This is a genomic window from Psychrobacter sp. 2Y5, from assembly GCF_051847375.1.
Taxonomy (GTDB): domain Bacteria; phylum Pseudomonadota; class Gammaproteobacteria; order Pseudomonadales; family Moraxellaceae; genus Psychrobacter.
The window spans coordinates 14,449-40,311 of the sequence record NZ_JBPYDA010000016.1; the positions used below are offsets into that span (position 1 = coordinate 14,449).

Consider the following 25,863-nt stretch of genomic DNA (forward strand, 5'->3'; position numbering starts at 1 on the left):
TTAGAAGTATAGAGCGAAATACTACTTCCGATTCTTCCGAGCCCGCTTTTTACGTAGTCTTTTTTCCTCTGCTTTAGCCTCTTTTTTAGCTTCAGCGGCTATTCTTTGCTGAGCGACGACTTCTTCCTCTAACGCCATCATTTCAGGGGTCTCAAGCGTAATGCGACCGAGCGTGCCGCTGCGTAGCTCATTAATTAGAATCTCTGACATGCGATAAGTATCGACGATACCGCCTTTTTTCAGTAATCCTCGATTGCGTCCGGCAACTTCAAAAAACTCCCAATCGGTTTGTGGTAGATCTTCGATTTTATAGCGCTCTTTGAGTAGTTCAGGATAATCTTTGATTAAGTACTCAGCGGTGTAGCCCGCGACATCAGCGAAGTCAAAAGCGGTATCACGAATACCGCCCGTCGCCGCCAAACGATAGCCTGAATGCTCGTTTTCAACTTTTGGCCAGAGCATACCGGGCGTATCATAGAGCATGATGCCGCCATCGAGTTTGATCAGTTGCTGCGATTTGGTGACGGCAGGCTCGTTGCCGGTCTTAGCGACTGAGCGACCTGCTAACGTATTGATCAAGGTCGATTTACCGACGTTGGGAATACCCATAATCATGGCTTTAATTTGCCGGCCGGATTCTGCTTTACCCGGCATGATTCTTTTGCACAGCTCAATGATTTTATGCACGTCATCGGCCTTATTATCATCGAAGGCAATCGCCTTGACGCTGTTCTGTGATTCTAGATAATCGAGCCATATTTGCGTGCGCTCAGGGTCAGCGAGGTCGGCTTTATTAAGTATTTTGATTACAGGTTTTTGTCCACGTAGCGCCGCCACCATTGGGTTTTCGCTACTATAAGGAATACGCGCATCGATAACTTCGATGACGATATCCATCTCTGGCATGATTTCTTTGACTTCGTTACGGGCTTTATTCATGTGCCCAGGGAACCACTGAATCGTCTCTTTAACCATTGCTTTACTGCCTTTTTGTAGTTGCCTTCTTTATAAAGGGTGCTGCTGATACGTATCAATAATTAGCAGCATTTTACTACAGAAGCTACTGCGTCTCTGCATCTTTCTCAATCACTTCAGGTGGTAGTGGTGCAAGATAACCGATGAGCAGTATTAAGCTGCCCGCCACCAAAAATGACAGCACCCGCCAAATCGCTTCGGTCTGTGAGAGATCGACTAACACCAGTTTCAGCACCACCACGCCCAACAGACCGATACCCATAAACCAAGGCGTACGCTTTAATTGACGACTGGCAATGATAGTGGCGATTAGAGCAATGAGCGTCCAAAGTATGGTTAAGCCCGTCTGTACTTGCTCGCTATCCCAAGCGCCTGTATCCCAAAGCGGTGTACCGATAAAAGCATGCAGCGATCTGATGAGAATACTAGAGATCACCCAAAAGCTAACTAAGCCTAAGATAATGAGCATAGGCTTAGGATTCAATACTTTTATATTGACATCGTTGCCTTGAGGAGCAGAGGTGTTTTGAGGATCTTTATAACTGAGGTAAACTGTACTTAGCCCATATATCACCACTAACCATAAACTTATATCGTATAGGTTGAGCAGCGGGAAATAAGGTAGATTCCAAATCACGCCATCATAGGACCAGTTGGTAACCACGACCCAAAGTAGAGTAATAGGTACGAATACTTTGGCGCAGTCGACTAGGGCTTGTTGCCAATCAAACCAAGGAGCTAAGCCTAAGTTTTTTTGAGAATTTGTAGAGTTAGTTGTCGAAGACTCATCATGACGATAGCTGAAATATAGTCCTGCTAGCATTAAGGCTACTGGTATCAAAACAGCCATTACTCCTTGCGAAGCCGGCAAGCCGTAATGCACCGCCGCTGCTAGCACGAAAACGCCAGTAGCGAGCCAACTGGCGCTATCAAAACGCGATAGCTGATGATGCTGATACCAAGTTTTTAGCCATAACTGAGCAACGATTAGCCAGCCTATGATTAGCACAATGAACAGCGCCCAGTTAACGCTATGCCACTGATAACTAAACTCAAACTTCTGTGGTAATTGCAAAATGAGCGCGGTATAGAATATGACCAACAATCCTTGGCTTAGTAGCCAAATTTCCTGCCATGGACGGTAGCGATTAATCAGCCAATAAACGCTAACACTCAGCAGCGAAGATAAGGCTATCAAAGTGGTTGTCGCTACTTGCTTATGACTCAACCACTGCTGAAAGTCGGCAACCCCTACATATAGCGCCCAAACCACCGCGATAAAGCTCAAAAAGCTTATGAATATCGGGCTACGCCAAACTATACTAAAAGTGCTACTTTTTTCGTTAATACTATTGACCCACTGATAAGCCGCCGATTGGCTAACCCCTAAATCTTTGGCATAAGTAGTGATAGCTTCGCTGGTTTTTATATTGGTTTTTTGCTCAGCTTCTTGCGCAGTATTTTTAGACTGCGTTGAATTATAAATAGTAGGTGAGTTATTGACTCGCAATATAAATGCTGACGCTAGTAAAGCTAGAGCAGATACGCTTATCGCTAAAGTCGGATAGTTATTGTAGGAGAAAAATAGCGTCACCATTAGCATAGCGATACTAATTAGCTGCAGTAATATGCCAAAGAGCACTGACCAAGCACGTAGCGAACGACGACCAAACCAGACTAAAGCTAGTCCTTGCACTGACCAACCAAAGGCGATCCATTGGGCATCTAACGCTAATGGAATGACTAAGGCCAGAAAGCCAAATCCTAATGCCAACATACCTTCAGTGATGAGCGCATAGTGCTGGCTACGTCTGACAAATACTAAGCCAAGACTTAGGTAAGCCGCTGCCAAAATCGCACTGGTCATCGTTAAAGCGTGAGGGATAACTTGTAGCAGCGCTGAAAATAAACCAAAAGCCAACAAAGGTACGGAGAAAAGCAGACCGGTATCGATAGGGAATAAAAACAAGCTATTCGCCGGTTTAGAAGTCTTTAGCCTCTGAGCATTAGTTAAATGAGTAGTAGTTTCGCTATGCGTTTTGTGAAGCTGATTATAAGCGATGATTTGCTGCGCGTAACGAATAACCACGAATAGATAGAGTGCTAAATGTAGCGCCACTAAAGCGACTAAGGTCCAACGCTGCGACTCAATAATTGAGCTTAAGTCTTCGCTAATACCCCAGTAATAAGCTAGCGTAAAAGTCACTAGCGCGCCAAATAAATTTAACACTTTCCAAGTGCGATAATGGGCAATAATAGCAATGGTGACGTTGAGCAATAAATAGTAGCTAAATAGCGCTGTCAAGCTGCCGGTATCATCATCGGTCAAGATAGGCGCAAAAAAGCCACCCGACAAGGCGAGTAGCGCTAACGGGAAAGCGTTTTGCCGCACAGCGAGACCAATAGTCAGCGCTGATAATACTCCTAAACCAATAAAACTCGGCAGGCTTGGCAAAACTTGATAGACGCTATAGGCAAAAAAGGTGGTTAAATAAGCGATGGCGAGGCCTGCGCCTTGTAAAGTAATGCCGTAAGCAAAACGGTTTTTGGCGAGTTTAAGTCCCAATGCTGCTAAGCCTAAACCAATAACGCCTATCGCTATAAGCTTAGATTCTATCGATATCTCGATATAGTCGCTAAGCAAACGTAGCAACAGTACTACGCCGATGAGTAAGACGATAACGCCTACGCGCACCACTAGATTACCACCGAAAAACCAGTTTTTAAGCGAGTGAAAAAGCGAGGTGACTATGGGTAGAGATTGCTCGTCTGGCTCTACAGATGATGATGCTTTTGCGGCAGGGGCGGCAGGGTTTAGGGTTGAATAATCCGTTAAAAAAGGGTTTGAAGCCCCATTTTCATGTGACGGTATTGATAGGGCGGACGATGAGACGGACGGCGGTAGAGGTGGCGGTACTGAGGTTTTTGGCTTATTTTCTATATCATAGTTTGCAATGGCAGGATTTGTAATATCCGTATTACTAACAGTAGTATTCTGTTTTTGCAATTCAGCCTGTAAACGCGCAACTTCACCGCGCAAGTCAATAAGCTGTTTATTCAACTTATTATGCAACACGATAATAATGATTAGTAAAATAATAAAGCTGATTAAGCCTAACATTGTCGTCACTCAATTTATTTTATAATAAAACGATAATGACGTTATTTTATAATAAACACAACTTTGCAGCGCTTTATAAAAGAGCAAACGGTTTATATTTCGGGCATAAAAAAAGCAAAGTATGACGTGCATACTCTGCTTTACTGTAATCAATTTTTACTTAGCGCAGCAATTCACTTTACGACCCTAGGTTCGCTTTCATAAAGTCCATCATTTTATCCCAGCTTTCTTTTGCCGCTTTTTCGTCGTAGCCAAGGTCCACATCGTTATTGGCAGCGCGTTCGTCAGCATGCGGGTTAGTAAAGCCATGCTTAGCGCCTTCATAGACATCGACCGTATAGTCAGCGCTGACGTTATCCATCTCTTTTTTGAAGTCCTCGACGGCGTCCATAGACACCATACTGTCATCGCCGCCATGGGCAATAAGTACTTTGGCTTTGAACTTATCATCGGCTACTTGCTTGGGCGCTAGATTACCATGGAAAGTAGCAACTGCTTTGAGCGGCATGCCTTCGCGCGCCATATCTAATACAACTTTACCGCCGAAACAAAAGCCAATGGCGCCTAGATTATCACCATTAACTCCCAGCTGATCGCCGAAGTCATTTAAAATCAAACGGCAACGATCCATCAGCATGTTTTGATCGGCGAGGACTTGCTCCATCCACATATTAGCCATAGCTGCATCTGTGGTCAGTTTACCTTCGCCATAGACGTCCATAGCGACTGCGGCATAACCGGCTTTGGCTAGACGCTCAACCACTGATTTGGGATGATCGACTACGCCCCACCATTCAGGAGCGACTAAGATGCCGGGCACTGGGCTGTCGTCTGTTGCCTTCTCTGGGAGGGCGACATAGCTATTGAGCTCAACACCGTTCTCGGTCGTACTTACTAATTCCAAAGTCTTAATTGACATATTATTTTCCTTATTATGTTATGAGTTTTAATTGTATTTATAGCGTGATTTATAGGGTTGCTTTTCACTACTCAACCACCTTAACGCCCATAGCGGACAAAAACAGCTATAATACTGTAACGCAATTTATCAAAATGCTAACTAATACTAGTTATTCGAAACTATATCAAAATGAATATTAGAACTATGGCTAGTCTATGAGGTTAAACTTGTTGTCTCAAACAAAAGCAGAATATCAAACAGATTTGGCTTTAGGTTCAAAAGCTAAGGTTAAAGCAGCTGATGTTAAAGGTAAAATCAAAGAAACTTTGCGTCCTCAGTTTTGGACCCAATATACTCTTGACGAGCTGAATCATAGCGAATGGGAAGCGTTGTGTGACGGCTGCGGCTGTTGCTGCTTGATCAAATATATCGATGAAGACGAGCAGGGCGAGGTGGACGAAGAATTGGTTGAGTATACCGATGTCGCCTGCCAACTGATGAACTGCGAAACGGGCTACTGTCAGCATTATGACACGCGTCAGGAGTATGTCCCGGACTGTATTCAATTGACTATTGGTAAGCTACCACAGATGATGTGGCTACCATCGCACTGTGCTTATAAGCGCCTTTATAAAGGGCAGTCGTTGCCAGATTGGCATCTATTATTGACTAAAGATGCGGTAGCGACTCAGCAGCAAATGCGCGCAGCAAACATTGGCGTTGCGGGACGCTGCATCTCCGAGGTTGGCATCTCTGATGAAGAGATGGAGGAGCGGGTAGTTAATTGGGTGACGCCGTAGCCTACGCAACGTTGAGTGCTTTAGCCCAGCACGCAGTGATGCTAAGCAATTGTGCCAAGTCATCCTAGTTAATAATGAATGGCAACTTTAAAACTTAGCTGAGAGTGAAATTATTGGTTATTTAAAGCTCTTTTTTTAGAGTCACTCCTTGGAGACAATAGCCGCCGATTTAGCGCGACTCTCAGCCTCTAACTGCGAGTCAGCAAGCGGCGGAATAGGCAGACCTTGACGAATCTGCTGAGAGAATGCGCGACTATTCTCGATAAGCTGCTGATCATTAAGCTCTACGTCTGCATAATTATCGAATCCTTGCACTTGAGGGTTAATATGGGTGCGCTCATACCAAGTATCCATCGACCAAGGCTGTCCTTGCTTGGCAGGATTGGCATCTAACATACCGATATCAAAAAGATAATTGGGCAGCCAACCTGAGACCCAAATGCGATAATCCCACGGTAGCCGCTCGCCACTGACGATACGCGCCATATAAAAGATAATATTGGTACAGTTAGTGGTAAAAGTATTGTACCAAGACGGCTCGGCGACTAGCTCATCAGCAGCCTCTAGATAAGATTCAAATAGCGCCTTAACCTCATGCTTTTGCAAATGACTAATAGGAAATAAGTAAACTTGCTCACCGCGAGCATTACTACGAGTGTAGATAATGTCACGCTCCTCCGAGGCAATAAGGCTGAGCTCAAAGCGCCGAAAAAACCCTGCAAAAGCGGAGAAGGACTCATCATTTTCTTTACGAATTTCAAAGGAAAAAGCGAGCGGCCTATCATCCTCAAAGCGAAAGCTCACTAAAGTATGCGCAATCAGCGGCCCCATCCAATAAGAGTTGGTGATATCAACGCCTGATAGCTTTGAGATATCAACGGTGCGGGTCTCCCAACGCTCAGTGGCGTTAATCGCAAGCGCTTCACCCTGACTAGACTCGTTTGCATCCTCATCAGCAAGATACCAATCAAAGTTACGTACATTGTTAAAGGTAATCAGATTAGGGTTATTAGCATCGCGAGTATAAGATAGCACTTCGCTGACTTCCGGCTGCCAGTCGCGATCGCTTTTGGCTTCGATAGAAAAATACCAGCCAACGCCTACTAGCCAGAGCCCACTATACAAAACAGTCAGGAATTTGCTTAGTTTTTTGGTTTTAAGCGTCTTATTAGATATTTTATTCGCGAGTGTTGGTGCGTATAGCAATATCGTTAACGAGGCCAAAAAGCCAACAATGAGGATGCTGGCTAGCCAAGTGATAGGGCTGAGCGCACCGAACTGATACCAAAGCGCTAATAACAGCCAAAGTGCCGATAGTATTAAAGCAACGACGATAAAAAAGCGCACGATACGGTATAGCCAACTATGACGATTAGCTAAGGTTTTGGTATTTGTAGCGCTATTGGCTTGACGACGCGGCGCTAATAGCCGAGATAAAAACGAACGACGTGACATAAGAATGGACTACGTAAATGAAGGTTTTGACCATAGCAAAGTTTATAACACACTGACAGTACAATTTGGATAAATTTGTCGTTGAATGTCGCTAAGCCTTGGGATAAAGTGAAGCTAAATAGGTGAGTGTTTTGCGCTATTGTCGGATAGTTGTTTTTATTTACGATTTCATCCCCATCTATACCAGGTTTAGTAAAAATTTTATAGTCGCTACTTTGTTAGTAGTTACTGTGATAGTAGCAACTTGAATAGCAATTATTTCCCTGTCCATAAACTTAAGAGGTTAACTCACATCACTATGTCTGATGATGCTCCCAGTCCGAGTAGTTGGTCGATGCGCGGCTTAAAACGCTGGCTATCGACCGCTCCTGAAACCCGCGATGAATTAATTGGCTTGGTGCAGCAGTCGCGCCAGTTTTTAGAGCCTGATACGGTTGATATGTTAGAAGGCGTATTAGATCTACCAGCGACGCAAGTGCGCGAGATTATGACCCCGCGCCCGCAAGTGATAGGCCTGCACGAAAGCACGAGCCTCAAAGAGGTCATGGATATTATCCTTGAGACTACTCACTCTCGTTATCCAGTGTTTGACAGTCAAGATGATGATGCGGTCATTGGTATTTTATTGGCCAAAGACTTAATCCCTATTTTAGTACACATGATGCGTGACCAAGAAGAGAAGATCGATAGCAAACGCCTCAAAGATCTAGTACGTCAACCCTTATATATTAGTGAGACCTCGCGCTCTGATACCTTACTGCGCTCCTTGCAGCGTACGCAGGTACATATGGCAATCGTTGTTGATGATTTTGGTAATTTCGCCGGCGTCGTGACTATGGAAGATCTGCTGGAGGAGATCGTTGGTGATATCGTCGATGAGCATGATGATTTCGATGAAGATAGCGACATTAATAACATTGTCGTACATCCTGAGAAGCCAAATACGTGGCGAGTGCAAGCCTCTACAGTGATTGAGGACTGTAACGACGAGCTGGGTAGTCACTTTGACGACACTGACGTCGATACGATGGGCGGGCTTGTGATGCAAGCGCTAGGTTACGTCAGTGATCTAGAAGGCGAGAGCGTCACTATTGATGATTGGCAGATTACTATTACCGATGTCGACGGCCGCTCTATTAATGATCTTGAGTTGACCAAAACCAGCGCTGACTCCCATATCCTCATAGGCAGCCATTAGCGATGAAAGGCGCGAGCTGAGCGATTCTTTTTTACGGTATAAAAACACGATTACGGTCGTGTTTTTTGCTTTTTTACCCTTTTATGATGGCAGGCTGTTATTATGAGCCAATTTAATTTGCAACTATTGTAAATAGCCTCTCATCTTAGGCTTGAAGATTTAGAACTTGGATAATTTGCTATGCGTCTGTCTACTGATGATTTACAAAAGCGTTTAAAGCCAAAACAGGTCTATCAGATGCCACTTGGCCTCACAGCTATCATCGCCGCTTTGGCAGGAGCGATATTTATATTTGCGCTCGCGCCTTATGGCTTTTGGCCAATTGCTTTTGTTTCGCCAGCGATTTTGTATGCGCTATTACTGCCAGAGATGAGCGGCAAACGTGCCTTTATTATCGGTGAAGCTTATGGTACTGGGCTGTGGTGCGTTGGAGCCTTTTGGCTATTTACCTCAATCAATGATTATAGTGAGACGCCGACATGGCTGGCGCTGATTTTGATTGCGTTGATGGGGTTAGGGATGGGGCTGTTTCATGGCTTCTTAGCGCTGATCTTCAATCGTTTCGTTGGTCGTCAGCCTTTCTCATTTGCAGCCTTATGGATCTTACAAGAGTGGATGAAGACTTGGTTATTTACCGGTTTTCCTTGGCTGTTCTTAGGCTACGCCTTTACTGAGCAGTACTGGTTATCCTCATTAGCTCCAGTAGCGGGCGTTTTTGCCGTCTCTTTTGTGGCAGTATTGCTAGCGGCAAGTGCTGTCGAGCTGCTGCGCCGCCGCGCCGGTTATATAGTGGTGTCATCGGTGTTATTGCTATTGAGTATTAGCTTATGGCTGATTAATCCGCAATGGACCAAACCTAAAGGTACACCAGATCTATCGGTGTCCTTGATTCAAGGTAACATCCCGCAAGATATGAAGTGGCTGACTGAGTATCAGTTCGAGACCTTAAAGATTTATGCTGGATTGACGCGTGATGAATGGGGCCGCGATATTGTGATTTGGCCGGAATCTTCTATCCCAATGTTTCAGACCGAAGCGGTAGGCTTTATCAGTGAAATGGTAAAAATGGCTAAGGACACCGATACCACTTGGGTGACGGGCATTCCTTATAAAGATGAGGCCGCCTTTGATCCAGCGACGCAGAGCTATCCACCGTTTTATAATAGTGTAATAGCACTTGGCAGCGATGCTAAAGGTATGTATAAAAAGCAGCGGCTAGTGCCGTTCGGTGAGTATATTCCTTTTCAGGGGATGCTCGATATATTGCCCAGTCTTGCCGGTAGTCAAGAGATACTAAGCTATAGTCGCGGCGGGGCTGAGCAATCGCCACTGCAAGTACGCGGGCATAACTTAGGTGCCGCCGTCTGTTATGAGGTTGCTTATCCGGATACCACGCGCCGCAACGCTATCGGTACGGACTTTTTGTTGACGATCTCCAACGACGCTTGGTTTGGTACTTCAGCAGGCCCGCTACAGCATCTACAAATGGTACAAATGCGCTCGCTAGAAAATGGTCGCTGGTTCATGCGTGCAACCAATACTGGCGTGACCGCTATCATCAACCATAGAGGGCAAATCGTTGAGCGTGCGCCACAGTTTGAGCGCACGGTGCTACGCGGCAATGTTCAAGCGCGTGTAGGCAGCACTCCTTTTATGGTTGTGGGCCATTATCCTATTTTGCTTATCATAGCGCTATTATTGGGACTCAGTTATGCCAGTAAGCGCTCAACGACTCAAGCGCGACCAAAGCGTAATTAGCCAAGTCAGGAAAAATGAACGGCCTGACTAATAATAATACCTTTAATTGGTTAAGGGATTTAACAAATCGCTATAAATTGCGATATAATGGCTCAATATTTCAAATATTCTTTGTTGTAAGGTAGATAAGCTATGTCAGAGCATGTTGTCAATAACAGTCCAAAAAAAGAGTTTCTATTTGCCTTAGGCGGCGTTGGCTTATTTTTAGGCATCGTGTTACTCATTGGCATTTCTGCATTTTTGCGTCCAGCGGGTGAGCATATTACCGCTGAGCCTGCTGAGGAAACAGTAGTAGCTGCACAAGCAGAAGATGACACTGCAGAAGAAGCTGTGGTTGATACTACTGGGGTTGCCACTGCCGATGCAGATACTATTGGTGCAGGAGAAGCAGTAGCAGATACGCCTGCTGATGCTACTACTACGCCGGCTCCGAGTAGTGGTGATGCAGTGGTAGCGACTGGTTCAGCTGCTGCTACGGCTGACGGTACGGTAGACCAAGCGGCTGCGGCTGATGCTGATCTAACAGCAGAACAAGCCGATGGTGACGCCGATGCTACTGCTGATGCTGAAGACACAGCTGCCCAGTAAAGCCAATTTATCGTTATTTATTTCTAACGACTTATTCATAATGAATGAGTGATAACGATTATAACAAGCGCTGCCAATACTGATGAAGCTGGTAGGTTGGCCCGTTTTAGTACGACTGATTATCAGACGTATCAAGAACATTACTCTTACTACTGAAATTCAAGCTTACATAACGCCCTGCTCTTTAACGAGAGCAGGGTTTTTTTGTGGGTATTTGTGTAATTATTGAGCAATTGCTTATTTACTTGAATTTATACAAATGAAACAATGTTGCGCTTATATGGCCATTAGTCGTCATTATTAATCACTTCGTCATACATAAATGCTTTTTGAAGGAATTAAAAGTATGAGCAAAACATCAAAAACTCAGGGAAGTGACGCTGAGCTAGAAGCGCTAGAAAACGGCTTTATGGGACATCCTAAACCCTTACGCCCGCTGTTTTTTACTGAAATGTGGGAGCGGTTTTCTTATTATAGTATTCGGCCACTTTTGGTCCTCTTCATGGTGGCCACTGTTGGTAGCGGCGGATTTGGTTTCGATGAAACGACCGCTTCTGCTATTTATGGTATTTTTGCAGGGTCATTGTATTTAGCCGCCGTTCCTGGCGGCTGGTTGGCAGATAATTGGTTAGGACAAGAACGTGCATTATGGTGGGGTAGTATCATTATTGCGCTAGGGCATTTGTCCATTGCCTTGTCCGCCATGTTTGGCATGACCCTGTTTTTTGTTGGCCTCATCTGTATCGTCTTAGGGTCAGGTCTATTCAAGACTTGTATCTCAGTCATGGTCGGCGCGCTCTATCCTGAAGGCGATGTACGCCGTGATAGCGGCTTTACCATATTTTATATGGGTATTAATATCGGCGCGTTACTCGCAGCGCTTATTGTGGGTGTGTTTAAAGAGCAAGGTATGTGGCATGTCGGCTTTGGGATTGGTGGCCTTGGTATGCTAGCCTCACTACTTATATATCGCTTTTCAGCGCGAAAAACACTAACCCACTATGCACAAGCCAAAAACATCACTCCTGAGTGGGAGCGTGCTAATGATAATCACAAAAACATAGGTCGCTGGGTCATTGGGTTTTTGGCGTTACTCGCAGCTGTGGTTATCTTAGTGGCTACCGGGATTATGCCGTTCAATCCTGAAGGAGTGGTGACGTATATGACCTATATCATCGCGGCTGTAGTGATAGGGTATTTTGCTATCTTGTTCGTCTTACCGAGGTTTGATAAAACCGATAAGCTGCGTCTGCTGATTTGTTTTATTCTGATTATTGGCTCGACGCTATTTTGGTCAAGCTTTGAGCAGCAGCCGACCTCTTTTAACTTGTTTGCTGATAACTATACCGATTTAGATGTTTTAGGGTTCCAAGTTCCTAGCATTTGGTTTCAATCGCTAAACCCGTTGTTTATTTTATTGCTAGCGCCGATCGTCAGTATTATATGGGTTAAGCTGGGTAATAGAGGGGTTGAGCCTAGCAGTATGGTTAAGTTCGCTCTTGGTATGCTCTTAGCAGCAGCTGGCTTTGGACTGATGATTCTAGCGTCTAAAAGCATTCTCACTAATGAGGGCGGATTGGCTTCGCCTTTATGGTTAGTCGGTAGCCTTTTATTATTGACGCTTGGCGAATTGGCGCTTAGTCCTGTTGGTTTATCCTCTATGACTAAACTGGCACCAAAAGGTATGCAAGGGCAGATGATGGGGCTGTTCTTTGCCTCTTTAGCAATGGGTAATTTGGTTGCCGCTTTTTTTGGTGGTTACGTGTCCGCAGACAAGATTGAAGGATTACCCGGTCTATTTACCACTATGACTATCTTTTTGGTAGTAACAGCGGTGATTTTGTTACTGTTAGCCAAACCGATCAATACTATGCTCAAAAAGAGCGAGCAGGCGGATGGCAAAGTGTAATGATCGTAAAGCGTAGCGCTTATAACGAGTCAGCCGCTACTCATAATAAAATAAAGTAAAACGTGTTACCTTGGGTGGCACGTTTTCTCTTTTTATAAAAAGATAGCTCAGCTTAGCTATTGAAAATCATCTACACGCCCAAACCTCTAGTGATACCGATAACTATTTATAATTTTTTTATCAAAATAAGACGATTACTGATAATCGCTAGCTCAAAAACGAATAAATCAGTCAAAACTGACTAATCAAAAATATAAGGAACACCCAATGAACAAACAGACTATTCACGACCGTATCGACAGCCTACGCCAAGTGCTCACGAAACAAGATCTTAGCGCTATTATCGTCCCTTCTGCGGATCCGCATCTATCTGAGTATCTGCCGGAGTATTGGCAGGCCCGTCAATGGCTCTCAGGGTTTACCGGTTCTGTTGGTACGCTGGTGGTCACCGCTGACTTTGCGGGACTATGGACCGATAGCCGCTATTGGGTACACGCCGCTGACCAGTTAGCAGATACTGGTATTACCCTAGAGAAGCTCGCGCCCAAGCAGCCCAACCACATCGACTGGTTGAGCGAGCATTTGAGCGAAGGTGATAGCGTAGCAATTGATGGCAATGTGCTCTCCATCGCTGAGCAAGACCGTCTATTGGAGGCGTTTGAAGCTCACGACATTACTTTGATTACGGATCGTGACGTGTTGACTGACATTTGGGCAGAGCGTCCAGCATTGCCAACTGCGAAGTTATATCAGCATGACGAGCAGTTTGTGTCGCAGTCTGCCACCGATAAGCTCAGCGCGGTTCGGCGCGGTATGGCAGATAGCAGTGCGACGCATCATCTATTATCGAGCTTAGATGATATCGCTTGGCTGACTAACCTACGCGGCTCTGATGTCGATTATAATCCTGTGTTTTTGGCGCATATGCTGATCGATGCAGAGACCGCAACGCTATTTGTTGATAATAATAAAGTCAGTACCGATATCGAGCAAAGCCTGCAAGATAGCGGCATAACGCTTGCTGATTATGACGCGGTACAACAAGCGCTTGGCGAGCTGACAGTCGATGATTTACTATTATTAGACCCTAGCAAAGTCGCCGTTGGGACGTTATCACAGATGATCGATGGCGTTGGTTTTATTGAGCAGATTGCGCCGAGCACTTTACTTAAATCCGTCAAGTCAGATGCTGATGTGGATCATGTTCGTGAAGCGATGCGTCAAGATGGCGCGGCACTGTGCGAGTTTTTCAGTGCGTTCGAGGAGCGCCTAGCAGCTGGCGAGCGTTTGAGCGAGCTTGATGTCGATAGTATGTTGATCGATAAGCGTAGTCAGCATCCTAACTATATCTCGCCAAGCTTTCCAACCATTGCAGGCTTTAATGACAACGGCGCTTTGCCGCATTATCGCGCGACGCCAGAGAAGTTCAGCTATCTAGATGTCGCTGATGGCGAAGGCGGCTTATTGCTGATTGATTCGGGCGCCCAATATCAAAACGGTACGACCGACATTACTCGCGTTGTCGGTATTGGGCAAGTAACGAACGAGCATAAGCGCGACTTTACTACGGTACTCAAAGCGCATATTGCACTGGCGCGCGCGCACTTCCCTGACGGTATCGCTTCGCCGCTTATTGATGCGATTTGCCGGGCGCCGCTGTGGCAAGCGCAGATGGACTATGGTCATGGTACAGGTCACGGCGTCGGTTACTTCTTGAACGTCCATGAAGGCCCACAAGTTATCGCTTATAGTGCTAGCACGCCAAAAGAGCGCGCGATGAAAGTAAATATGATCTCAAGCAATGAGCCGGGACTCTACCGCGAAGGTAAGTGGGGTATTCGTATTGAAAACTTAGTCGTCAACCAAGCCGTGGCTAAGCCTAACGAGACAGAGTTTGGCGATTTTCTAAACTTCGAAACAGTCACTTATTGTCCTATTGATACCCGTCTCATTGATAAGTCGCTTCTAGATCAGACAGAGGTTGATTGGTTAAATGACTATCACAGCCAAGTTTATGCTGAGCTAAATAGCCGCGTCGAGGGAGCTGCGCTTGAGTGGCTCAAAAAGCGTACGCAAGCTATTTAAAAAAGCTATTCTGACCTATCAACTATAAAAAAGCGCTCAGCCATTTAAGGCTTGGGCGCTTTCTTTGAGCTTATTTTTTGACTTTTTTATTACACATTGAAGATTTATTGCTTTTCGCTTAACTGACGTGTGACTTCCGCGCGTAGCCAAGACTTTAGCGTTTCGGACAGTTGCATCATCTGTTCGGTTACATAATCATCGATATGAACTTCTAGCTCATGAATCATTTGTTGATCAGCTGTACTAAGTTTCGTGTCCTTTAACGATAGGTCGATGGAAGACGCTGCATAAGAAGCTTTAGCATCGATTGCTTTAATCAGATGCTCATCATAAGCAGTAGTCGTTTTTTTATCAGTAGCTGTGCCAAGTTCAGCATTTCGCTCAGTGTCGGCTTTTTTGTTATGAGTATCATCTGAGCTTTGCTCTTCTTCATTAGCGCTTGGCCCTTGATGGTTTTGCTCTTTTTGTCGCTGTTCATTCTCTGCTTCAGCTCGCGCTTTTTCTTTTGTCGCTTGCTTCTCAGCCTGCGCTTTGACTTGAGCTAAACGCTCTGTTTCCAAACGTTCTGCTTCAAGGCGCTCTGCTTCTAAACGTTGCTGTTCAGCCTCAGCTTGCAATGCCGCTTGTTCGTCGGCAAGTGCTTTTGCCGCGGCTTGCTGCTTCTCGTGGGCACCGTACAAATCATCAAGATGAGCATCGAGATCATGATTACTAAAGACGAACTGCTCGAACGAGGTATCTGACTGCAATAGCGCAGTGATGTCTTTTAATTCTTGCACGATAGCGGCGCGTACTGACTGAGGAGCTCCTGTCCAATGCTGATAGAACTCATGAGAAAAAGAATAGCTCGACATAATGGCTTCCATAAACTGCTAAAAATTACCCCTTATCATACGCAAGTACGATAAGGGGTCGCAAGAGGACAAACGTAGCAAAACGATTATAAATCTTACGCTAACAAAATGAGCTTATCAAAATGGAGCGTTTAGGCTAAGACCAACGGGCAAAAATAAGCGAACCATTAGTACCACCAAAGCCGAAGCTATTGGACACCGCGTAGTTAAGGTCAGTCGCTGCACGCGATTGATTAGCCACATAGTCTAGATTACAGTTGTCTTCGACATTATCTAGATTAATCGTTGGCGGAACTGCTTGATGTTGCAAGGCAAGTACCGTAAATATCGCTTCAATACCGCCTGCCGCGCCTAGTAGATGCCCGGTCATAGATTTAGTCGAGCTGACAAGGATGCTGTCTTTTACCGCTGAAAATACGGACTCAATCGCTAAAGATTCAGCGACATCACCTGCTGGGGTACTAGTGCCATGCGCGTTGACATAGCCGACTTTTGAGGGCTCAATACCCGCGTCATTGAGCGCGTTTTGCATCGCGCGCGCCGCGCCGCTACCGTCTTCTGGTGGCGCGGTAATATGACTGGCGTCGTCGCTCATCCCAAAGCCGACTAGCTCTGCAAGGATAGTTGCGCCGCGCGCCTTAGCATGAGCTAGACTCTCTAATACTATGACACCTGAGCCATCGCCTAGTACAAAACCATCGCGATCTTTATCGAAAGGACGTGAGGCACGGGTCGGCTCCTCATTACGCGTAGAGAGCGCATGCATAGCACCAAATCCTGAGATGCCTAGTGGGCTTGAGCCTTTTTCACTACCACCTGCGAGCATGATATCGGCATCACCATGAGCGATCAGACGAGCCGCTAAGCCGATAGCGTGAGTCGCGGTGGTACAAGCGGTGGAAGTTGCTAGATTGGGGCCTTGTAATTTATGCTTAATAGCGACTAAACCTGCCGCCATATTGACGATAGAACCTGGAATAATAAAAGGCGAGACTTTTTTAGCGCCTTTATCGCGCAGGGTGTCACGGCTATTTTCAATGGTTTGAATACCGCCAATCCCTGAGCCTAGAATAATCCCAAAACGCTCTGGATCGACATGCGCTACAGGGCTGTCATCAGCATTGACCTCATCTATAAACCCTGCGTCTTTTAGCGCCATACTCGAGGCCGCTATACCGTAATGAATAAACTCATCGTAACGCCGCGCGTCTTTGGCATTCATGAATTGCTTGGCATCGAAGTCTTTGACTGTACCTGCGATTTGGGTACGATAGTCGCTAGCATCGAAGTGCTCAATAGGAGTGATACCGCTTTCGCCGGCCAGCAGGCGCGTCCATGTACTCTCAACGTCCAAGCCTAGCGGGGTAATAGCGCCCAGGCCAGTGACTACCACACGCATCTCATCGGAACGCTCATAGTGCGGCTGCTTTTGACGCGACTTTTGCTGCTGCTTGCTCATAACTATATCCTATCCTGACTATACAAAAATGATATTATTTTAGCAGTCATTATAATATACATTAGTGTACGTTTGTAAACTTAGAATGACTGCTAATGACAGTTTAAGCAAAACAAACTTGACCGAGTACCACGCCTTTACGCGCGCCTGTGACCGCCGGTAAGTTGCCGGTCTCGCCCATCAAGGTCTGCCGCGCCAGCCAAGCAAAAGCGACTGATTCTACCCAAGTCGGCTGCAGTCCCAAATCAGCGGTAGTAGTCACCGCCCAGTGCGGAAGATGCGCTTGCAGACGCGTCATCAAATAGCGGTTGAGCGCGCCGCCACCACAAACATAAACGCAGCTCTGTTCTTGATTATTAATAAACTGATTGATCTGATCGCACACACTGATAGCGGTCAGCTCGGTCAGTGTCGCCTGTACGTCAGCGGCTGAATAGCGTTTATCGGTTGCCGTCTTATCAAAGGCCTGTAGTTCAGCTTGTAACCAAGATAAATTAAAGTCCTCGCGCCCGGTACTTTTAGGATGAGGCTGGACAAAGAATGGATGCTCTAAGAGTTGATTAAGCAGTGGCTCGATCACTTGTCCTGACTGCGCCCATGCACCATCTTGATCATAGTCTTTATCGATATGCTGTTTGGCCCAAGCATCTAACAACAGATTAGCAGGGCCGGTGTCATAGCCTATGACCGGATCATCATTAGCTGGCAGCACAGTGATATTCGCAATGCCGCCTAAGTTCAGTAAGATACGAGTGCTAGCGGAGTCAGAAAATAAAGCTTTATGAAAAGCAGGCACCAAAGGCGCGCCTTGACCGCCAACTGCCATATCACGGCGCCGAAAATCACTGACTACACTGATAGCGGTGCGCTCAGCGATGATATTGGCATCAACTAGTTGTAGAGTAAAGCCTGATTTCGGACGGTGACGCACGGTTTGCCCATGACAGCCAATGGCTAGAATGGATTCGGCATCGGTATTGGCTTGCTGTAATAAGGTATTGACTACTTCGCTGGTAAACTCAGAATATTTTTTGCTAGCCCAACCAAACCAATCCAGCTCGCTCGTCAAATCATTGGGCTCATCGAAGTTAGGAGTCAGAGCAGCAGTCCCGTTTGGCTGGCACAAAGCCAGTAACACCTCACGCAGACGCTCTGGGAAGTCTTGACTATAGCTTGCGATTAGCTGCAAAGGTTGTTGGGTATTTTCGCTATCGTTATCGCCCGAGAATTGGCACAGCACTGCATCCATGCCATCTAAGCTCGTCCCTGACATCATACCTATATATAGACCGTCGTCGAAGTTCTCGAACACCGTCTGTTCAAGGACATCAGTGAGAGCGGTGTAGTCGAGGTCGTCATAATCGTTAGTAGTAAGCTCAGAGTCATTATTATTTGTATTTATAGTAGGTGCGGTGTTACTCATGGCAATTTTCCTTAAAAAAAGCTAATATATCTCTCAAATTCTAACACTTTTTATAGCCCTTCAAGATTCTAAAAGCCTGCAAGGCATCCACCATTAATAAAGATAAACAAGAGAGCAACATGACAGAGCAGTCCTACAGCCTAGAAGAACAACTTGCCCTGATTCAGCGCGGTACCCAAGAGATTTTATCCGAAGAGGATTTGGTTAAGAAGTTGAAGCTGAATCGCCCGTTACGTATCAAAGCAGGTTTTGATCCTACTGCGCCTGATCTGCATTTAGGTCATACGGTGCTGATTAATAAACTCAAGCATTTTCAAGATTTGGGTCATGAGATTTACTTTTTAATCGGTGACTATACTGCCAAGATTGGCGACCCTTCTGGCAAAAACAGCACGCGTCCGCCCTTGACCGATGAGCAAATCAAAGTCAATGCGCAGACTTATGCTGAACAAGTTTTCAAAATTTTGGATAAAGAAAAAACCAAGATTGTCTTTAACTCCGAATGGTTCAAAGATATGTCGGCAGGCGATATGATTCAACTCTCAAGCCAGCTGACGGTATCACGGATGCTTGAGCGTGATGATTTCTCCAAGCGCTACGCGGCGCAAACGCCGATTGCCATTCATGAGTTTTTATATCCGTTGGTGCAAGGTTATGATTCTATCGCGCTTGAAGCCGATGTCGAGCTTGGCGGCACCGATCAAACCTTTAATATCTTGATGGGGCGTACGCTGCAAGGTCGTTATGGGCAGGAGCCGCAAGTTTGTATCACTGTGCCAATCTTGGAAGGGCTAGACGGCGTCAATAAAATGTCTAAATCCTTGAATAATTACGTTGGCATTTATGATGCGCCAGGCACCATGTACCAAAAGATTCTGTCTATGCCGGACACACTGATTCGCCGCTACTTTGAGTTTTTAAGCTTTAAACCGATGGAAGAAGTTGAGAGCTTAATGGAGGAGATGGAAAACGGTCGTAATCCCCAAGAGATCAAACGTATCCTCGCTGAAGAGCTCATTGAGCGTTTTCATGATGCCGATGCGGCGGCCAATGCACACAAATCTGCTGGTAATGTGTTAGCCGATGGCGAGCTGCCTGTTGATTTGCCAGAAGTAACTTTGGATTTGGACGGTCAGGACGCATTATTTATCACTCAAATCCTAAATCAAGCTGAGCTTGCCAAAAACAACTCAGCGGCAAAAGATATGGTCAAACGCGGCGCGGTAAAAGTCGATGGCGAAGTGGTTGATGCTGGGTTTAGCTTAACCTCAGGGCAGAGCATCGTTATCCAGGCAGGTAAAAAGGCGTATGCTAGAGTAACGGTGGCATAAAGCGCATAAGATTAATAAGGTAAATAAAAACAAGGTTGACGGTCGTTAGCCTTGTTTTTTTAATATAAAAAAAGGCGAAAGTCATGACGCAAAAACTTCAACCCATCCCCCAAGGCATCTACCGCCATTACAAAGGCAATCTCTACCAGGTTTTGCACACCGCGCAGCATTCAGAAACTGAAGAATCGCTAGTGGTTTATCGTTGTCTCTATGGCGAGTATGGGGTTTGGGTGCGGCCGCTCACAATGTTTACAGAGACCGTAACGCGTGATGGTAAAGAAATACCAAGGTTTGAGCTGGTCAAAGAATTAGCAGATTAAAATTAAAAGGAGTTAATTCTATCTAAAAAAGCGACCCTATAAAGGTCGCTTTTCTTATTTGACTGAAAGTATAAAGCCAATTAGCTATCTAAAAACTTAATAAGTGTTTCGTTAAACTCTTTAGCATGAGTGACATTAATGCCATGTGGGCCGCCTTTGACCACATGCAATTGACTATCGGCAATCATTTCGTGTGAGCGTTGACCACTGACTTCGAGCGGAACGATTTGATCGGCATCGCCATGAATCACCAGAGTAGGCACATCAAATGCTTTTAAGTCGTCACGAAAATCGGTGTAAGCAAAAGCCTTCACACAATCATAAGTGGCTTTAGCAGAAGCGTATGACGCGATATCACGGTTATATAAGCGCATAGGCTTACTGACCAACAGCTTGCCGTCTTTTGGCGTAAAGAAGTTTTTGGTAAAGTCGTTTAAAAAGGCAATACGGTCGCCCCTGACCCCGTCCAAAAACTCTTGCACATCAGCCTCTTCTAAGCCGCCATCAGGATTGTCATCTGCCTTATACAGATAAGGGGGCACAGCAGAAGCGAGCACCGTTTTACTGACCCGCTCTGAGCCAAACTGACCCAGATAACGAGCGACTTCTCCACCGCCCATAGAGAAGCCCACAATGGTAGCATCCTGCAGATCAAGCTCATCCATAAGCGCTTTTAGATCTTGCGCTAAGGTATCGTAATCGTAGCCTTCCCAAGGTTTCGATGATTGACCAAAACCGCGTCTATCATAAGTAATAACTTGATAACCTGCTTCAACGAGCGCAAACAGCTGCGACTCCCAAGCCCGACCACTCAGCGGCCAACCATGAATGAGTACGACAGGTTTGCCGTTGCCTTGTACTTCGTAATACAGATTAACGGGCTGATCATTTTGCGTTGCAACTTTTACATATGGCATAGTCCTATCCTTTTTTGGGCTTATCATTGGCATTATTGTATTTTTATAAATAAACGAACGAGTTATAAAATGACGTTTCAAAGACTGCATCTTTTATTGTACAAATTAGCAGTTTTTTGAAGTTGAACCTTATAACTGTTAGCGTCATTTTTTAGTATACAGAGCAAAATAAGCGGAATACTACTAAGTGTTGTAAAGGTATTGTGCCAATAAGGTATCTTATGCATAAGAGGTTAAGCCATTGACGACTATATGGCGCAAGAAGAGCTAAATAGAGGAATGATACTGATCTTTACTCCTCAAAAAATCGCTTCAGTACCTTGTAAAAACCGATAGGCTCATCTAACGGTATCGCATGACCGGCTTTGGGCAACACAATTTCGGTCGCATTAGGTAGCATCTGCGTCACCTTTTGCTGCCATTTTGGAGCATAGAGCTTGGAGCGCCCGCCAATCAGATTGACTACCGGAATCGTCACTTTATCTATCGCACCGCGAAAGTCATAAGGTAAGGTTAGATAGGCTTGTAAGCATTGCCTTTTATGATTCCAAATACTATGGTCATATAGCGCAAGCTTAGGATCGTTCTTATAAGTCATCGCTTGTATAAACGCTTTGGAGCGTGTGCGATTGACGGATAATAGTGAGAATAAACGCTCGACATCAGTAGCATGACGTTTCAGTGCAAAAGGCAGATGAGTAAAGCTTTCGGCATCCGCATAAGGCAGACTCCTATCGATGACACCGCGAAAGATGTCGAATACTTCTTGTTGCCGCGAACCGAATAGCCCTCCTTGCCAGTCGTGTTGATTATGAATAGCAGGATTTTGATCGATATTGAGATAGCGGCTGACTCTTGCTATGCCAAATTTTTCAAAATAAGACCACATCACTTGCGCGCCCATCGAAATAGCAGCGACCGGTAAGGCTTGTATTTTGTGCCACTGACAAATCTGCTCGATTATCGAATGGGCATCTTCTGCATATTGCCGTACAAAATCAAACTGCGTAAGACCGATAGGCTGTGCCAGCCCAAAGCCACGCAAATGCGGCAAATAAAAAGTATGTTTGTTGGCAAGCGGTATAATAAAGGGCAAAAATTCACGCGCATCCATCCCATAAGCATGCAGCATGAGCACAGGCGGACCTTGTCCAATGGTAGAAACAGGGAGTAGCGTGCCATCAGTAGTCGTAATATGAGCAGTCTGCACTTGATACTGGCCGGGTATCGGCAGTGTGAGTAATTTTTTTATCATGATTTCTACTTTTTGCGCTCGCATAATAGCCATAATTGAGGTTGCTGACTTCAACAGACCCTATATACTTGCAGTAAGACTGCTATAGTAAAATCAGCTCACTGACCATAGCATAAAAACGAGCTTGCAATAACTAATAATCATCAGCGCTAATTCATCAATGCTACTATTAAAAATAATAATAAATAAAAATAGCAACTTGACCCTGAACAAGGAAGCTTAAGTATGAGTAGAGCGACTTTGGCTTCGTTAGACATGAGCCTCTATCCGCTAGTTTGGCAGCAGCAGACTTTTATAGATTCGCATCAGCTATTGCTGGCAATATTGACAGCTAGTATCGATTTGACTGCCGAAGCCTTCGCCAAGCAGCTACTAAAAAATCATACCTATCAAGAGTGGATCAATGCGACTGTTTTTGGGCGCTATATTCAGCGTAGTTTTGCCGCCTTCTACCAGCAGACGGAGGACAGCTTCAATATGGATATGCCCGCGCTATTTCGCACTGAGCTGACACGCCATGCTCAATATCTACCCCTTAACCAGACTTTGTTTTTTGCAGGTGAAATGCCCAAAAGCGTAAGACAAGAAAAGCTATTTACCACCACAGTTAACCCTGCTACTGCAGTAGTCGCCGCGCAAAAGCTCCATCAACACTCGCTACAATCAGGGCGAGCAAGCCATCCGCACTTTATTATCAATCAGCTAACCATAGCAGGCAAGCAAGTCGTGGGCTTTCCGATACGCCATAATAAGCGTACCAGCGAGCGCACACGCAACGAAGTGCTAATACTAGACTTTCATGATTTGCGTTTGGTGAATGAAGAGCTAATTGAGACGAGCGAAATTAAAAAAAGCAATATAGCTGAGACTATATTGCTTCGTTATTATGAATTACGTTGATAATAGCTACTTAGACATAGCTTGAGTTTGCTAGCTTAATTTTTTTAGTCAGTCTTTAGCAATCGTCAAACCATTATAAGTCTGTGCCACTGGCATGACTTCTAAGCGATTGACGTTAATGTGCGCTGGCGACTCAATAAGCCATAATAATATATCGCCAATATCTTCACCCGTCATGGTTTTGAAGCCGTCATAGACCTGCGCCGCTTTTTCATCGTCACCGTGATAGCGTACGTTTGAAAACTCAGTGCCCGCGACGTTACCCGGCTCAAGATTAGTCACGCGTACTTGTGTACCAAGCAGATCCGCGCGCAAATTGAGGCTAAACTGTTTCACAAAAGCTTTGGTCGCGCCGTATACGTTGCCACCATAATAAGGCCAAGTGCCGGCAATAGAGCCGACATTAATGATATATCCGCTGTCACGCGTAACCATAGCAGGTAAGACCGCGTGAGTCAGCGCCATTAAACCTTTGACATTGGTGTCGACCATTTGCATCCAATCATCGAGCTTGGCACTCTGCGCAGGCTCAGTGCCCAATGCCAACCCTGCATTATTGACTAAGACATCAATTTGGCTAAAGTCAGACGGCAAGTTAGCAATGATGTCAGGAATAGAATCAGTATCGCTAACATCCATTGCTACAGGTAAGAACCGCTCACCTAACTTGTCAGCCATAGCTTCAAGTTTTTCTACCCTTCTAGCACAGCCAATAACGCGGTGACCTTTTGCCACTAGCTTTTCAGCCAATGCCTTACCAAATCCAGCACTAGCGCCCGTGATTAATACATTCATTTTTATGTTCCTTGGTTTTTTGTGCTAGGCTCTAAACTTATTGACCCAATTGCTTCCCAAATATCTTGTCACCAGCATCCCCAAGACCTGGAATAATGTAGCCATGCTCATCTAAATGACTATCCAGCGCTGCCGTATAGATAGTGACATCGGGATGTGCCTCATTGACTAAGCGCACGCCTTCAGGCGCGGCCACTAATACCAAAGCTTTGATATTCTTACAACCATGGCGCTTGAGCATATCGATCGTCGCGACCATCGACCCGCCGGTAGCGAGCATCGGATCGACGATCAAGGCCGGGCGTTTATCCATGTGGCTGACGAACTTCTCAAAGAAAGGTACAGGTTGTAAGGTCTCTTCGTCACGTTGCAGACCGACTACCGAGATTTTCGCTGTTGGGATCAAATCAAGCACGCCATCGAGCATTCCTAGACCAGCACGTAAAATAGGCACAACTGTGGCTGTCTTACCAACAATTTGCTCGCCTTTTATCTCACCACACCATCCTGCCATCGGAAAAGTCTCGATCTCAAAATCATGGCTCGCCTCATAGGCCATAAGACGCGATAGCTCTTTGGTCAAAGTACGAAACTTATAGGTACTACAGTCTTTTTCACGCATCAAGCTTAGCTTATGACGTATTAATGGATGATCGATGACGGTAATGCTTAAGTCGTTATTTAGCTCGCTCATAAGTGCTCTCTTATCTATCAGGTTTGGCTATTAGCCTTCATATCTATTTTTTAGGTTTCGATTTCGAATTTTAATCGTATGCTATGATAACAAAAAAACCGCTTTTCTAATGAAGAATGTTATGACTAATAAAACTTATACGACTGCAAGTGATGATGCTAAAAGCAATAATTCTCTAAATAATGCAAAACAGTCAACTACAGAAATAGAAACTCACCCTTTCGCGCCAGTATTGCCACCGAATGCGACTGTCATTATGATGGGCACGTTTCCGCCCACTTCTGATAAATGGGCAATGCGCTTTCATTATCCTAACTTTTATAATGACATGTGGCGCATCTATGGCGGCGCCTTCTTTGATGATGTGAATTACTTCAGAGTAGGGGACGAAAAGCGTTTTGATCCCAAGCGTATCCGCGACTTTTTGTTTGAGCGTGGCATTGCCCTATGTCCCACGGTCAGGCAGGCCATTCGTGAGACGGGCAACGCCTCAGACAAAAACCTAACCGTCGTGACACCAGTTGATCTAGATAACATCTTGCCGCAAGTTCCTCAGTTAGAAGCACTATTTACCACAGGAGGCAAAGCCACAGAGGTGCTCCTTAACTTATTGGAGGAGCCTCCTATCAAGTCAAAGTATCCTAAGACCAATCAAAGTATCGACTATCCGTACCAGTGGCAAAGTGATAAGGTAGAGTTGACAGATGAACCAGTAAACGAGTTAACTCTATATAGACTGCCTTCTACCTCACGTGCTTATCCTTTAGCCTTAGATAAAAAAATCGCCGCTTATAAGGACTTTTTTCAAAAGATGGGCAAACTATAAGTAAGATAGTGGCATAGGGTGCGGTTAGTGCAGCGTAACCCACCAATCCAAACCCTTGATAAATAGGCACAATTAGATGACCAGCGAATTAAATAAAAATAAACCCAAATAAGCGCTTGACGCAAACTTAGAACTGCGTATAATGCCACCCAGTCGAAAGGGAAGGCGGATGAAACAAGTAGCTTATTACTTTGATCCAAACCATCCCACTAAATTATTTTTAAAATAAACTAATTTAGTTCTTGACAAGTTATTTAAAGCGTCTATAATACGCACCTCATTAAGGGACAGAACGAGAC

21 protein-coding genes are annotated in these 25,863 nt (G+C 45.2%); 10 read left to right on the forward strand and 11 right to left on the reverse strand.

Features of this window, described 5'->3' with window-relative positions:
- Positions 1-21 precede the first annotated feature (21 nt).
- The 3 genes from ylqF to ACS8E3_RS12300 all read right to left on the reverse strand — a co-directional run bounded on the left by ylqF (position 22) and on the right by ACS8E3_RS12300 (position 5,015).
- On the reverse strand, positions 22-975 hold the full coding sequence (gene ylqF, locus ACS8E3_RS12290) for a ribosome biogenesis GTPase YlqF (protein ID WP_439244572.1): 954 nt from the start codon (positions 973-975) through the stop codon (positions 22-24).
- 85 nt (positions 976-1,060) lie between these two features.
- The gene (locus tag ACS8E3_RS12295; RefSeq protein ID WP_439244573.1) at positions 1,061-4,096 is read right to left on the reverse strand and encodes a DUF2339 domain-containing protein; all 3,036 of its coding nucleotides are present in this window, start codon (positions 4,094-4,096) and stop codon (positions 1,061-1,063) included.
- Between the two features lie 178 nt (positions 4,097-4,274).
- Positions 4,275-5,015, reverse strand: coding sequence for a dienelactone hydrolase family protein (locus ACS8E3_RS12300; protein ID WP_439244574.1), 741 nt, complete (start codon positions 5,013-5,015; stop codon positions 4,275-4,277).
- A 296-nt stretch (positions 5,016-5,311) separates the two neighbouring features.
- Here ACS8E3_RS12300 and ACS8E3_RS12305 point away from each other — a divergent pair, with 296 nt between their 5' ends.
- Positions 5,312-5,797, forward strand: a complete 486-nt coding sequence (locus ACS8E3_RS12305) for a YcgN family cysteine cluster protein (protein ID WP_439244609.1) — start codon at positions 5,312-5,314, stop codon at positions 5,795-5,797.
- 141 nt (positions 5,798-5,938) lie between these two features.
- Here ACS8E3_RS12305 and ACS8E3_RS12310 read toward each other — a convergent pair whose 3' ends face one another.
- Entirely contained in the window at positions 5,939-7,252 is a 1,314-nt protein-coding gene (locus tag ACS8E3_RS12310) for an Lnb N-terminal periplasmic domain-containing protein (protein ID WP_439244576.1), read from the reverse strand.
- A gap of 298 nt (positions 7,253-7,550) precedes the next feature.
- On the opposite strand from ACS8E3_RS12310, the gene ACS8E3_RS12315 reads away from it, so the two are divergent.
- From ACS8E3_RS12315 to ACS8E3_RS12335, 5 genes are all read left to right on the forward strand, one after another.
- Positions 7,551-8,450, forward strand: a complete 900-nt coding sequence (locus tag ACS8E3_RS12315; protein ID WP_439244577.1) for a CBS domain-containing protein — start codon at positions 7,551-7,553, stop codon at positions 8,448-8,450.
- A 180-nt stretch (positions 8,451-8,630) separates the two neighbouring features.
- Complete coding sequence (gene lnt, locus ACS8E3_RS12320) at positions 8,631-10,208, forward strand: apolipoprotein N-acyltransferase (RefSeq protein ID WP_439244578.1); 1,578 nt, start codon at positions 8,631-8,633, stop codon at positions 10,206-10,208.
- 132 nt (positions 10,209-10,340) lie between these two features.
- Positions 10,341-10,796, forward strand: coding sequence for a hypothetical protein (locus ACS8E3_RS12325; protein ID WP_439244579.1), 456 nt, complete (start codon positions 10,341-10,343; stop codon positions 10,794-10,796).
- Between the two features lie 346 nt (positions 10,797-11,142).
- Positions 11,143-12,705, forward strand: coding sequence for a peptide MFS transporter (locus tag ACS8E3_RS12330; protein ID WP_439244580.1), 1,563 nt, complete (start codon positions 11,143-11,145; stop codon positions 12,703-12,705).
- A gap of 267 nt (positions 12,706-12,972) precedes the next feature.
- The gene (locus ACS8E3_RS12335) at positions 12,973-14,790 is read left to right on the forward strand and encodes an aminopeptidase P family protein (protein ID WP_439244582.1); all 1,818 of its coding nucleotides are present in this window, start codon (positions 12,973-12,975) and stop codon (positions 14,788-14,790) included.
- 104 nt (positions 14,791-14,894) lie between these two features.
- Here the strand turns inward: ACS8E3_RS12335 and ACS8E3_RS12340 are convergent, their stop codons facing one another.
- The 3 genes from ACS8E3_RS12340 to ACS8E3_RS12350 form a co-directional block, all read right to left on the reverse strand.
- A complete protein-coding gene (locus ACS8E3_RS12340) occupies positions 14,895-15,644 on the reverse strand; it encodes a hypothetical protein (RefSeq protein ID WP_439244585.1) in 750 nt (249 codons plus the stop codon).
- Between the two features lie 136 nt (positions 15,645-15,780).
- Positions 15,781-17,103, reverse strand: a complete 1,323-nt coding sequence (fabF, locus tag ACS8E3_RS12345) for a beta-ketoacyl-ACP synthase II (protein WP_439244587.1) — start codon at positions 17,101-17,103, stop codon at positions 15,781-15,783.
- A gap of 103 nt (positions 17,104-17,206) precedes the next feature.
- Positions 17,207-18,526 (reverse strand): anhydro-N-acetylmuramic acid kinase, encoded by a 1,320-nt coding sequence (locus ACS8E3_RS12350; RefSeq protein WP_439244588.1) that lies wholly within the window; start codon positions 18,524-18,526, stop codon positions 17,207-17,209.
- 119 nt (positions 18,527-18,645) lie between these two features.
- Here ACS8E3_RS12350 and tyrS point away from each other — a divergent pair, with 119 nt between their 5' ends.
- Together tyrS and ACS8E3_RS12360 are read left to right on the forward strand one after the other, a co-directional pair.
- Entirely contained in the window at positions 18,646-19,857 is a 1,212-nt protein-coding gene (tyrS, locus tag ACS8E3_RS12355; RefSeq protein WP_439244589.1) for a tyrosine--tRNA ligase, read from the forward strand.
- An 83-nt stretch (positions 19,858-19,940) separates the two neighbouring features.
- The gene (locus ACS8E3_RS12360) at positions 19,941-20,177 is read left to right on the forward strand and encodes a DUF1653 domain-containing protein (RefSeq protein WP_439244591.1); all 237 of its coding nucleotides are present in this window, start codon (positions 19,941-19,943) and stop codon (positions 20,175-20,177) included.
- A gap of 80 nt (positions 20,178-20,257) precedes the next feature.
- Here the strand turns inward: ACS8E3_RS12360 and ACS8E3_RS12365 are convergent, their stop codons facing one another.
- Together ACS8E3_RS12365 and ACS8E3_RS12370 are read right to left on the reverse strand one after the other, a co-directional pair.
- Entirely contained in the window at positions 20,258-21,094 is an 837-nt protein-coding gene (locus ACS8E3_RS12365) for an alpha/beta fold hydrolase (protein WP_439244593.1), read from the reverse strand.
- 292 nt (positions 21,095-21,386) lie between these two features.
- Complete coding sequence (locus ACS8E3_RS12370; protein WP_439244595.1) at positions 21,387-22,349, reverse strand: alpha/beta fold hydrolase; 963 nt, start codon at positions 22,347-22,349, stop codon at positions 21,387-21,389.
- Between the two features lie 225 nt (positions 22,350-22,574).
- Here ACS8E3_RS12370 and ACS8E3_RS12375 point away from each other — a divergent pair, with 225 nt between their 5' ends.
- Positions 22,575-23,249 carry a hypothetical protein gene (locus ACS8E3_RS12375; protein WP_439244597.1) on the forward strand — a complete coding sequence of 225 codons (675 nt, stop codon included), beginning with the start codon at positions 22,575-22,577 and terminating at the stop codon, positions 23,247-23,249.
- 48 nt (positions 23,250-23,297) lie between these two features.
- On the opposite strand, the gene ACS8E3_RS12380 is transcribed toward ACS8E3_RS12375, so the two are convergent.
- Both ACS8E3_RS12380 and upp read right to left on the reverse strand, forming a co-directional pair.
- Positions 23,298-24,044 (reverse strand): SDR family NAD(P)-dependent oxidoreductase, encoded by a 747-nt coding sequence (locus tag ACS8E3_RS12380; protein WP_439244599.1) that lies wholly within the window; start codon positions 24,042-24,044, stop codon positions 23,298-23,300.
- A gap of 37 nt (positions 24,045-24,081) precedes the next feature.
- Positions 24,082-24,738 (reverse strand): uracil phosphoribosyltransferase, encoded by a 657-nt coding sequence (upp, locus tag ACS8E3_RS12385; protein ID WP_439244601.1) that lies wholly within the window; start codon positions 24,736-24,738, stop codon positions 24,082-24,084.
- A 121-nt stretch (positions 24,739-24,859) separates the two neighbouring features.
- Here upp and ACS8E3_RS12390 point away from each other — a divergent pair, with 121 nt between their 5' ends.
- Entirely contained in the window at positions 24,860-25,564 is a 705-nt protein-coding gene (locus ACS8E3_RS12390) for a DNA glycosylase (protein ID WP_439244603.1), read from the forward strand.
- Positions 25,565-25,863: the final 299 nt, after the last annotated feature.